Source organism: Marinococcus halophilus (assembly GCF_002265875.1).
GTDB lineage: Bacteria > Bacillota > Bacilli > Bacillales > Marinococcaceae > Marinococcus > Marinococcus halophilus.
Window position 1 is genome coordinate 141,544 of the sequence record NZ_NPFA01000009.1, and the last position, 11,074, is coordinate 152,617.

The 11,074-nt window shown below is 45.9% G+C and carries 10 protein-coding genes; 6 read left to right on the forward strand and 4 right to left on the reverse strand.

Annotated features, from left to right (window positions below; translation table 11 throughout):
- Window positions 1–15 precede the first annotated feature (15 nt).
- From CHL76_RS11000 to CHL76_RS11010, 3 genes are all read left to right on the forward strand, one after another.
- Window positions 16–1,062, forward strand: coding sequence for a M14 family zinc carboxypeptidase (locus tag CHL76_RS11000; RefSeq protein WP_371862282.1), 1,047 nt, complete (start codon window positions 16–18; stop codon window positions 1,060–1,062).
- 81 nt (window positions 1,063–1,143) lie between these two features.
- Window positions 1,144–2,241 carry an AbrB family transcriptional regulator gene (locus CHL76_RS11005; RefSeq protein ID WP_158219156.1) on the forward strand — a complete coding sequence of 366 codons (1,098 nt, stop codon included), beginning with the start codon at window positions 1,144–1,146 and terminating at the stop codon, window positions 2,239–2,241.
- Window positions 2,242–2,615: 374 nt separating this feature from the next.
- Window positions 2,616–3,314, forward strand: a complete 699-nt coding sequence (locus CHL76_RS11010; RefSeq protein WP_094908582.1) for a Na-translocating system protein MpsC family protein — start codon at window positions 2,616–2,618, stop codon at window positions 3,312–3,314.
- A gap of 175 nt (window positions 3,315–3,489) precedes the next feature.
- Here CHL76_RS11010 and CHL76_RS11015 read toward each other — a convergent pair whose 3' ends face one another.
- Window positions 3,490–4,572, reverse strand: a complete 1,083-nt coding sequence (locus CHL76_RS11015) for an alpha/beta hydrolase (RefSeq protein ID WP_094908583.1) — start codon at window positions 4,570–4,572, stop codon at window positions 3,490–3,492.
- A gap of 932 nt (window positions 4,573–5,504) precedes the next feature.
- On the opposite strand from CHL76_RS11015, the gene CHL76_RS11020 reads away from it, so the two are divergent.
- The 3 genes from CHL76_RS11020 to CHL76_RS11030 all read left to right on the forward strand — a co-directional run bounded on the left by CHL76_RS11020 (window position 5,505) and on the right by CHL76_RS11030 (window position 8,446).
- Entirely contained in the window at window positions 5,505–5,981 is a 477-nt protein-coding gene (locus tag CHL76_RS11020; RefSeq protein WP_079474160.1) for a universal stress protein, read from the forward strand.
- A 73-nt stretch (window positions 5,982–6,054) separates the two neighbouring features.
- Window positions 6,055–7,470, forward strand: a complete 1,416-nt coding sequence (locus CHL76_RS11025) for a DUF2254 domain-containing protein (protein ID WP_143745373.1) — start codon at window positions 6,055–6,057, stop codon at window positions 7,468–7,470.
- Between the two features lie 268 nt (window positions 7,471–7,738).
- Window positions 7,739–8,446 (forward strand): Na-translocating system protein MpsC family protein, encoded by a 708-nt coding sequence (locus CHL76_RS11030; RefSeq protein ID WP_079474158.1) that lies wholly within the window; start codon window positions 7,739–7,741, stop codon window positions 8,444–8,446.
- 602 nt (window positions 8,447–9,048) lie between these two features.
- Here CHL76_RS11030 and CHL76_RS17385 read toward each other — a convergent pair.
- The 3 genes from CHL76_RS17385 to CHL76_RS11045 all read right to left on the reverse strand — a co-directional run.
- Window positions 9,049–9,171, reverse strand: a complete 123-nt coding sequence (locus CHL76_RS17385) for a hypothetical protein (RefSeq protein ID WP_261764008.1) — start codon at window positions 9,169–9,171, stop codon at window positions 9,049–9,051.
- 243 nt (window positions 9,172–9,414) lie between these two features.
- Window positions 9,415–10,536, reverse strand: a complete 1,122-nt coding sequence (locus CHL76_RS11040) for a PQQ-dependent sugar dehydrogenase (RefSeq protein ID WP_094908584.1) — start codon at window positions 10,534–10,536, stop codon at window positions 9,415–9,417.
- Between the two features lie 136 nt (window positions 10,537–10,672).
- Window positions 10,673–11,074: NAD(P)/FAD-dependent oxidoreductase (locus CHL76_RS11045; RefSeq protein ID WP_158219157.1), on the reverse strand; the 402-nt coding region annotated here is incomplete at its 5' end.

Sequence of the window (11,074 nt, forward strand, 5' to 3'; positions counted from 1 at the left end):
TTAGGGGGGCTTACTTTGAAAAAACATATCGTATTAGCAGCTGCGGTCATTACTATGCTTGCTGGAGGCATCATGAAGGGAGGAGAAACAGCTTACGCTGCAGGAAACGGTCCAAATTACCAGGGGCACGAAACAGTAAACACTTCCATTTTGCATACATACGAAGAAATGACAAATTTTCTAAAAAAACAGGAAGCCAAGCAACCTTCTATGGAACTCGAGGTGTTTGGTGAAACTGTCAAAGGGCGGGACATGCATCTTGTAAAGTATATGTCTGACCCGGATAATCCTACTATTTTGTACATTGCCCAGCAGCACGGGGATGAAGCATTAACGACCGAGGGATCGCTTGATTTTATTAAACAGCTTGGTACTGGCAAAACCAGGGGGCTGCTGGATGACGTTAATTTGCTTTTCATCCCTATGTATAATGCGGATGGTGCAATGGGGGACGTGAATTTCGAACTGGAGGATTATGCGGCTAGCGGCGACCGTCACTTAACGCGCATGAATGCGGACGGGGTTGATTTAAACCGGGATCATGAAGCCCGTTCACAGCCGGAAACCCAGGCCTTTCATGATAATGTGCTGAGCACTTATGATATTAATTATATGATTGACCTGCACCACCAGGGGTCCCAGTGGGAAAAAGACGGGAAGTATGTGTCGGGCGCTATCCTTTACCCACATCCCGATCATACTGAAGATGAAACCCTGTATGAGTCTAAGCAGCTCGGAGGCATCGTTTATGAAGCTATTGAACCGAAGGGCTGGGGGCATCTTGGAAAATATGCAGGAGGAGGAACAGCATATGACCAGGGCATCGGCGTTTATGGCATTGCGAATACGTATGGTATTTCCACATTGTTGTTTGAAATGCGCGGCACTGCCGATAATGCAAATGATGATGAAGTATTAGGGCAAAAAAGCAATGGCTACCTTACAAAACAGACAGTAGAAACATTGAGCGCCACTTCCCGGGCAGTCGCAGACGGCACTATCGAAGGCCAGGATATTTCATTTGGGGAAGACCTTCCTGTACAGACAGAAAGAGAGGAATAAGCCAAATACATCGGTACCGCTGTCAATTTATGCTATGATAGTATTATTATCAACATGAATTCCCATAAAGAAGGTCTTTGTATGTATTCTGAAACTGTACGTGTGCAGCCGGCCTGGCTGCGCCTTTTTGTTACTGTCTCAGCTGCTTTTGCCGGCGGCTGTTTCTTTTCTGTCTTAAACATCCCTGTGCCATGGCTGCTTGGACCGATGGCGGTTGTATTACTTCTTTCAAAGCTGCCGCGAGTGCAGATGTACTGGCCGCAGCCCCTTCGGAACACAGGGTTAATTATCGTCGGCTATACGATCGGCCTGTCGTTTACGATGGAGACGTTCCACCAAATTGGCACTCAGCTGCCGATGATGATTGGACTAACGATGCTGCTTCTTTTGTTTTCCGGATTAATGGCCTTCGGATTTGCTTCTCTTTCCGGCGTTTCCCTGCCAACGGCTTTGACCGGAAGCATTCCGGGCGGCCTTTCGCAGATGGTAACTCTCGCAGAAGAAGAAAAACAGATTGATATTACGATCGTGACCTTCATGCAGGTGACCCGGATTATTTTAATTATGTTTCTCGTTCCTGTGCTTGCGGTGAGCCCCCTATTTACAAATGGGGACGTGGCAGCCGGCGGAAGCTCAGGCCAGACGACTGCATCCTGGAGCAGTATTTTCCCTTCAACGGTGCTGTTTCTCGGGCTCTGCTTTGCTTCTGCCTGGACCGGCCAGAAGCTTCGGCTTCCCACTTCCTATATGCTCGCCCCAATGCTTGTGATGATCGGTGTAACCCTCGCCGGCCTGGAGGCGCCCGCTCTCCCGGTTTCCATTACGAACGGGGCCCAGCTGTTGATTGGCGCTTATTTTGGCCTGCTTCTCAAGCCCGAACAGCTGCAGAAAAAAGCAAGGATAGGATTCTTGACCGTAGCCGGCGGTGTTATTCTGATCGCTGGGGCATTCAGCCTCAGCCTGATTCTTGAGCACCTGCATCACGTTTCACCTGCTACTGCCCTGTTGAGCCTTGCCCCGGGCGGCATGGATCAGATGGGCATTATCGGCCGGGAAGTAAACGCCGATATCTCCATTGTCATCTGCTATCAGCTGTTCCGCATTCTGTTTATCTTTATTGCCGTTCCACCGATACTGCGGTGGCTGTTTAAATGGATCAGAAAGCGTGAGTCTTTTTAAGGTATTTTCATTATAACAGGGGCTAAATCGCCCCTATAAAGGAACTGGAATCTTTCTTAACCTATAAAAAACTCTTCCTGCCGGCATAGGAAGAGTTTTTCTATGGAGAAGGCACCATTTTATGTGCCTTCCACTTAATATACTACGCTTCTATTCTTTTGAAGTAAAAGAGAATGCATGGTCCTGATAAATGATCATTACTTTTATTCAGATAAAGAAAAATAGCCAGCAAAATTAAAGAGCCAGGTACAACTATAATTTCAGGCCTAGTCGTTTAGACTCAATAAATCCGAATTTTGTATATAAAAAGCTTATTTAACAGTATAACAGTATCCAGTCCAGAAGAACCCCGGTTCTGGCAAAAAGGAGACTTTATGGAACAACAACAAACTGAAGCCCAGATGATTGCAGCTTATACCGGCAAAGCATTAAGGGACCATTTTGGGAAAGGACCTGTTAATATTCATGTTTCCTATAAGCGCCCCTTTTTGGTTATGTACGTTAAAGATTTTTTGGGGCCAATGGAAAATATTCTACTGCAGCAAAATGAAGAACAGCGTGTGGCGCAATCGAGAGAATTCATTATGGATGAATTCTGTCCCCGGGTTCAGCCGGACATTGAAGATATGGTAAACGGTTCAATCAAGGAATGGTACTTTGATTGGAATTTTGAAGCCCACACTGGCATGATTTGGGCGGTGATGGAGGAAGAGCCGTCAAAAAATTTTCGTTGGCCGGGTCACCTTAGCCAAAGAGCCTTTGAAAGAAAAATTATAAACCTGAGTATTAAAGGACAGAAAGAACCAGACTATACAAAATCCTATTGGATTGATGAACGCTCAGTTATGATTTACCGTGCTGGTATTTTTGTCGAAATTGAGAAAGAGCTTATTCACGCAGGCTTCGAGGAACAGCTTAAAATTGCTAAACGTCCAATGGAACGACGACTGTTTCAGGAAGAACACATGGAGCCAATTCTGCAGAGAAAAATTACGGACGTTTTCACTGATTGGAATTTTCAGGAAGATAAAGGATATATGGTTTTATCTTTAGAGCCCGAGAAGAAAAGATAGCCGCCGGCCCGTATGTTTTTGCCCGGGCCGGTTTTTTATATCCTGTTGAGAGTATACGTTTGAGAGAAATATAAATAAAGTATAAATTATTGAACAGGGAATTTCGCTAATGTGAAGCCACCAGTGGCTAATAACGATTAAAAACAGGACCGGCAGGCAGAAGCCAGTCCTGTTTTTAATTGCTTTGCGTATTATTTTGAAGTACGTACCGGAAGTGAGCTGCCGTTTCCTGAACCGCATCGGCAGCCTGTGGGTAGTAGCCCAGTTTTTTTAAAAACGTGTGAGCCATTCCCTTATATTCAATATACCGTACCGGACTTTCCTGCTCCTGCAGCTTTTTCGTAAACTCTTCTCCCTGAGGCCGGAGAAAATCAAATTCAGCTGTAACTATTGTTATAGGAGGATAATTGAAACTTTGCTCGCTCCGCAACGGTGATACAAGCGGCTGATCGAGCTCTTCGAGATCCGTAACGTAAAGAGACTGGATGAAAGACAGCGACTCACGCATCGTAACGAGTTCCTGGCGCACAAGCTCTCTATCCACGCCCGGGCTGTACTGCTCCATTTTCCGGCTTCCTCCAGATACCTCGGACAAATCCAGTAAAGGACACAACAGGCTCATGTAGCAAATATTCCATGACATTTCCCGGCTTAAGTGATAAACGCCGAGCGCCAAATTTCCTCCGACGCTGTCACCGACCAGTCCAATCCGATTTCTGTCTGCCCCAAATTCCCTGTGATTCTCATATACGTACTGAACGCTGTCAAAGCAGTCCTTCAGCCCTTCTGCGTATTTGTGTTCCGGGGCCAGGCGGTATTCCACCGCCACCACTACAGCTTCCGTTTTTTCAGCCAGCAGTTTGCATACATTATCCATTACAAGCTCGTCCCGTTCAAAAAACCCCCCGCCGTGAAAATAAATGAGCACTGGCTTGGTGCTTTCCGTCCGGTTATATATTTTCAGCTCCAGGTCCCGATTTTCCAGGGAAACGAGCATTGTTTCCGTACGGATACTAGAGCTTAAATCGTAATTGTCCTGTTCTTTACGATTTCTGATGACTTCGAGATCGTCATGCGTCATTGGGCGCCTCAATTCAGGATCATGTTCCTGTTCTAAAAATCGTTTCACCCTCGGATCCAGGCCTTCTTTTTCCTCCAGAAATGGAATACTTTTTGTGACTAATTCCACCCTCCCCTCTTTTTTCAGAAAGGTGTTTTCCTGTAGACGCTCAACAAGTTCTTCGTGATTGTAGTCCATACGTGTAGAATCCCCCTAAGTGAGAATAAAACAAAATATATTATTACGCATCTATTTTCTAATTACCATTCCCAGAAATCGATTTATTTACGCCTGGCGATAAATATCTCCACTGCGCAACAAACTATAATAAGTCTTCCCCACGCAGGCTATGCCCGAAACACTGAATCAAAACGTTCATGCGGATAAGAAAAGAAGGACGCCCGGTTTCGGTGTGCCTCCTGTTCGAGATTCATTAATTTTCTCCGGCTCTCTCGTTTATTTTTTAGGCTTTCTCGACCTGATCAAGCACTTTGTCGCTTTCGGAATACTTCCATTATCAAAGTGAGTGCCTCCAAACAACGGCGCTTCATCGTAATCGTTAATGTATTCATCCAGATCGTGATAAGTACGGTAGATCCAACGGGCAGCCTGCTATTTTCCAATAATACTTTGATGATAAACTCCACCGCCAGTTTGCCTCTCTTTTGATATTATACTTACTTTACGTAACCAGCGACAAATACCAGGAATAGGGCATCTCACCTTCTTCATGTTACTCGAAAAAACATGTTTTAATCTTTCTACTTCCGGTAATAACGATATTATGTTAAGATCTTATATGGTTGTTTCATTCAAAGACAAATAAACACGGCAGCAATGCTTAGATATAAAGCTAAAGCATAAGCCACAAAAGAGGATTTTCCTCCTTTGTGGCTTTTTTATGAGCCGTTCTGTCGTTTCCTGTCCGGGGCCAGAGTTTCTTTCTTAAAAAGCTCTGTGGTCATGTTTTTTCCTGTGTTTGTTTTAAAAACAACAGCATATAGTTACCAAATATTTAATAATGGCAGCAATGTTGGGATAATAAAGCCTTTAACATAAGCCAGAAAAAGATACTTTTCTTTTTCTGGCTTTTTTTATTGTCAAAAACCTCTTTAGAAAGGAAACATGATATGAGCCGTTATGAACGGATTTTAGTCGGCCTGGATGTTTTAGAAACTCCTTCGTATGACGCTTTTGAAGAAGCCTGTGCCATGGCCCTGGAGCACAGGGCTTCTTTAATACTGGCTTTCGTTTTCGATGAACACCGCTACGCAAACCTGAAACGCATAGATCCCAGAGCCGTTCGCTATTTAAAAGAAAAAGCTGACTATCACCTGGAAGCATACAAAGAGAAGGCAATGCGCAGAGGCGTCACCAACGTTCAAACAGTAGTTGATGCCGGCGTGCCTGAGAAACGCCTGGCCCGTCATCTGTGTCTCACGCACAACGTGGATTTAATTCTTGTCGGCGAAACCGGGGGCCCGTCTTTCGAACGTATTATTCGCGGAAGGAGATCCCGCACTGTGGCCAGTAAAGCCTCCTGTGAAGTGCGGGTCGTCCGAAACAGCCGGCTGGCTTCTTTAAATGCCTACCCCCGGGTGGAATAAAAAATTTCCATTATAAAGAAAGGAGAAACTTGTGCAGCGTTTAACGCCCAAATTCATCAGAAAAATACAGAGTATGTCCAAAAACCAGCGCTGGTATGAACTGCGGTCAAGCTTATGGCCGCTTCCAATGATCTATATCCTGCTCGCAGCAGCAGCGGCTTTTGCTGCCTATGGCGTCGAATTCGGCCTTCAGCCCGCACTTCCGTTTGGTTCCTTTTTCACTGCCGATTACGCCCTGACTGAAATGATTTACAGCACCCTAGCCTACGGCGTATTAATGCTTCACGCATTTACGTTCAATATGATATTAATCGTATTAACCAGCTTTTCCGGTCAGTTTACGCCCCGGGTTTTGTTCAGCTTCATTGCGGATCGTCGCACGCTCCATGCGATCGGTATATTTAACGTATCTTATTTTTATATTCTTCTCGGCTTTTTTATGCTGACTCCTTCTGTTGGCGAATATGTCGTCTTCCCTTTACTTGGAATAGTTGCAGCTACTGTGTCCGCCGTAAATTTTATTTTGTTTATCAACCACGCTGTAAAGTGGATGCAGGTAGCGAACCTGACCAAAAATCTAAATGAACGCTCGCAGAACATTATTACAGCTACAAACGAAGACGGCTTAAAAGAGCACCGGCCGGCAGCACAAAAAGAATACCGACTTCCTGAGAAAGCACCCATTTATTCCATCGCCAGCGCCACCGGAGGGTTTTTACAGATCGTTGATTTTAAACGGCTGATCGCTCAGGCAGAACTGGACGGGCTGATTGTGTATCTTGAGCGCCGGGTCGGTGATTATATGCTCGAAGGGGACACGCTGTTTTCTTATCAGAGATATGATCAAACCGCAAATACACCTGTGAATGAACAGACATATCTCCAATTTTTGTTTATCGGCAATAAAAAAACCGAAATGCAGGATTTGAACTTCAGCGTACGGAAATTAACAGAAATTGCCTTAAAAGCTATTGGAAATAATGAACCCTCCACCGCTGAAGATGCCATTTATCAGCTGGCTGATTTACTCCGCTCCATTTCGGGGACTGCTGCTCACCGGCCGTACCTCGTGGATGCTCAGGACAACGTACGGGTGGTCATGAAAGAAAAAACCTTTGCCTATTATGTTTACGCTGCCTTTACACCAATCGCTGACGCCGCCAAAGAAGATATTAAACTTACCAACCGCGTGCTTGAAGCTCTTCATTTACTGGCCGGCTCCCTTAAAGGAGAAGCAGCAGATATATGCTGGCACTACGCCGAAAGCATCGCCCGGAATTATCAGGGAAAAATGGCTTTTGATCATGACCAGAGCCATTTCCATGCCTACCTGAATTCTATAGCGGAGGTCTCGGGACAGCGTGATTCCTTGAACGCCCTAATAGAAGAACTCAAAAACAAGGAGCGGTTCAGGAAAAATACTACCGCCGCTTCCCCAGTTCTTTATCGTAATGAAAAGAACAGAGAAAAGGTTTCAAGCGATATTTAAAGGTGTTTTTCCAAGTATATTCTGGGTATAAAAATAAAAATTGGCTTTTCAAGTCAATAATTGCACTCTCTTTCACCGAAAATATTCAGGAAATTACAAGGAAAGTGGCTTATATTACTCCGGGGAGGTGAAGCTGTTGATTACTCATGGTGGCAAATCCGCCACCTCCTGCACGTTTAAAGACGTCAGGGCTGCGGGCCCATCGCAGCTGCAATTAATCAACTGCAGTAGTTTAATCGATTTTAGATAATGAACATGAGGTGAAAATATGGCCGAACATTCTGCGCCTGCACAAATAGAAGAACAACAAAAACAAATCGGAAGCTACCTCGGCAGAGTGCTTCGCGATCATTTTGGCAAAGGACCGGAATCCGTCTATGTCAGCGTTGATCCCTGCTGTATTGTTATGCACATACGAAAATTTTTATCGCCTATTGAAAAAGTGATGCTCGACCAGCGGGACAAAAGCGCGGTAGAAGAATTACGGGAAACCATGATGTCGAAAATGCTGCCCGAAATTAAAAACTACATTGCCAGCCTTATCGATATTGAAGATTGGGAATTTTATTTTGACTGGAACATTGAAAACAAATCAGGGGTTATTACCGGTTTCCACCCGGACAAATTAAAAGAAGGCGAGTCTGGACAACGAACCCAGCATCAGGAGGATATCAAACAGGCGATTCAACGTGTAAGTGAAGAGGTCGGGAAAAGTCCGGACGAAATCACGGTACATCCTGTAAATGAGCGGACGATGCTTGCCGTACGAACAGGCGGCCTGATTTTAATTGAAAAAGAATTAATCAGAACCGGCCATCTGGATGTTTTAAAATCCACGAAACGCCTTCTCGAAAAGGAAGAACTTTATAAAGAAAAATTTAATTCCATATTTGGTACGGCGGTCCGCGATATTTTCGTAGACTGGGACTTTGACCGGGACCGGAGCCTTGTCGTTTTTGTTACAGACCCTATATAGCCTACAGACCGTATGGCAAGCACCATTTGGTAAACTTGCAGCCCAGCTTAACAAAAATGTCGGCGAGCATTACTATGTATAGAGAAAAAGACGTCTTGTGCAGAAAAAAGCTACTATAACTAGAGGCAGCGGAAATCTTATTTTAAAATATCCATTATTTCCAACCAATAACGGCTCCGAAGCAAAGATGAGAATGCTTTCGCTTTAAGCCATTCCTAAAAGAACCCTTCTTTAGGAATGGCTTTTTTTGTACCTTCAGATCCTAAACAAGCTTAATGGAGTATTACTGCAAAAGAAAGGAGCAGCAAACATGATAACCACTTTAATCATAGCCGGCTATTGCGGCCTTTGTTTTACCCTCCTGGCTAACCCTTTGCCGCCTAAAAAATAACAGGGTGACTTGCCCGGAATAGTTTGCTGAAAATCTCTTTAGGAACGCTTTGCATTGTTCATTCGCAGACAAAAAGGCTGAAGCAACAAAGCCTGGCCGCTTCAGCCTTTTTTGCGTTGATTCAGCACTCAATTTCTTTTATCCTGCCAACCGCCAACGTAAGTTCAAATTGAGATGGCCTGGCCGGTCGAAGACTTAGCCGTTTTTGTAGTTATTGGATATTCTTTGTCCAGGAATCTTCATTGCCTGTGAAAGAATCGGCAAAATCATGGGAGGCCGCCTGTTTCAATTTCCTCTGCGTCATTACACGGTAAAATACATGGATAAAATTCACGTTGTCATGCCTCCTTTAGATTCATTGTTGAAGCCTGTATTCACTTTAATTGATATCTCCCCCGACTGCCACAAGTTCGTAAAAAGACTTCACAAAATTTTTGAAAATTCCGCAAATAATTGTTTAGTTAAATTGCTGAAAAAACGTGTTTTTTCTGTCACATTCGAAAAATTGGTGCTTTTTAATATAAAAATCCGCCGTTCAGCAGTCCTTACTGCCAACCAGCGGAAATAGCTTATATAATTATTCCTTAAGAGTAAGCTTCAAAAGCTGATCGTCATTTTCCGACGGCGATCCTCTTCCGTCTGTATTGTTCGTAAGCACGTAGACACCCCCGTCCCCGGTTTTGACGTCCCGGAGCCTGCCTTCACCTTCAAACACAGCATTCATCTCTTCTGCTTCTTCGTCATAGGCATACAGGCTCTCTCCGCGTAGCCCCGCCACTAGAAGGGTGTCCTCGAGGAAGGCCGTGCCTGACGGCGCCCATGTAGTGCTTCCCGATTGGACAACCGGCGCGTCCAGGTCTTCTGCCGATTCACTGCCGGTAATTTCCGGCCAGCCGTAGTTATTTCCAGGTTCGATAACATTGATTTCATCCTGGGCATTCGGCCCATGCTCTGAGCTGTAAAGCTTTCCGGTGCTGGTCCACGCGAGCCCCTGCGGATTCCGGTGCCCGTAGCTGTAGACATAAGAATTCTCAAACGGGTTGCCCTCCGGTACTTCTCCGTCGACCGTCATCCGCAGTATGCTGCCAGCCAGGCTGTCTTCGTCCTGTGCAAGCGATGGCTCGTCTGAATCTCCGGCGGTGGCATATAAATAACCATCCGGCCCAATTTCCAGCCGGCCCCCGTTATGGATCCGGTCTCCCGGAATATCATCAAGCAGTACCTCCGTTTCACTCCATTGACTGCTTTCGCGTTCCACAGCAACCACTTTGTTAGCGAGTGCCCCATCATTCTGGCGGTACGTGTAGTACGCATAGCCTTTCGAGGAGTCGGCAAAATCTTCGGCCAGTACAAAGCCAAGCAGGCCGCCCTCCCCTTCGTTTACTATTTCATCACTTGCGGCGAGCGGCAGCCGTTCTTTTTCTTCCCCAGTTACTTCGATTACGTCGCCTCCGCGGTTAGTCATATAGTACGTGTCTTCATGAATATTTAACGACCACGGCACGTCGAGGTTTTCCGCCAGCACTTCCACGTTCCAGTCTTCAGTGCTTGCTTCAGAAACTGAACCAGCAGCCTCCCCAGCTTCTTCCGTATTTTCTTCCGGCTCCCCGTCATCTTCCTCCGCGCTGCATCCGGCAAGAAATGCCGGTCCGAAGATCAACAGGCCGATTGTAATTTTTCTGAACGGATAATTTATCATTCCACGTCTCCTTTCATGAAAACAGTACAAGTCTCTAAGTGATCACTTTCTATTATTTTACCACTACTATAAAAAAACACCCGCTCTGCCTTCAAGGCAAAGCGGGTGGTTCAGTAATAGTTTTCAGGGGGAGCGCCTACGCTTCGACCGCGTTTTTCAGTTCTTCCACGTACTGCTGCGCCGTCTGCGCCGCGAGTGACCCGTCGCCGGTGGCCGTGACGATCTGGCGCAGGAACTTGTCCCGGATGTCACCGGCAGCGAACACGCCCGGAATCTTCGTTTCCATGTCCTCGTTCGTCTCAATATAGCCCTCGTCGTTCGTGATGCCGAGGTCAAGAAACGCCCCGTTCAGCGGCAGCAGCCCGATGTAGATGAACGCCCCGCTCGTATCAAAGTCGTAGTCCTCGCCGGTCTTCAGGTCCGTCAGCGTGACGCTTCCGACCTTGCCGCCGTCGCCGTTGATCGTTTTGACGACCGTGCTCCACTTGAAGTCGATCTTGTCGTTCACAAACGCGCGCTGCTGCAGGATCTTCTGCGC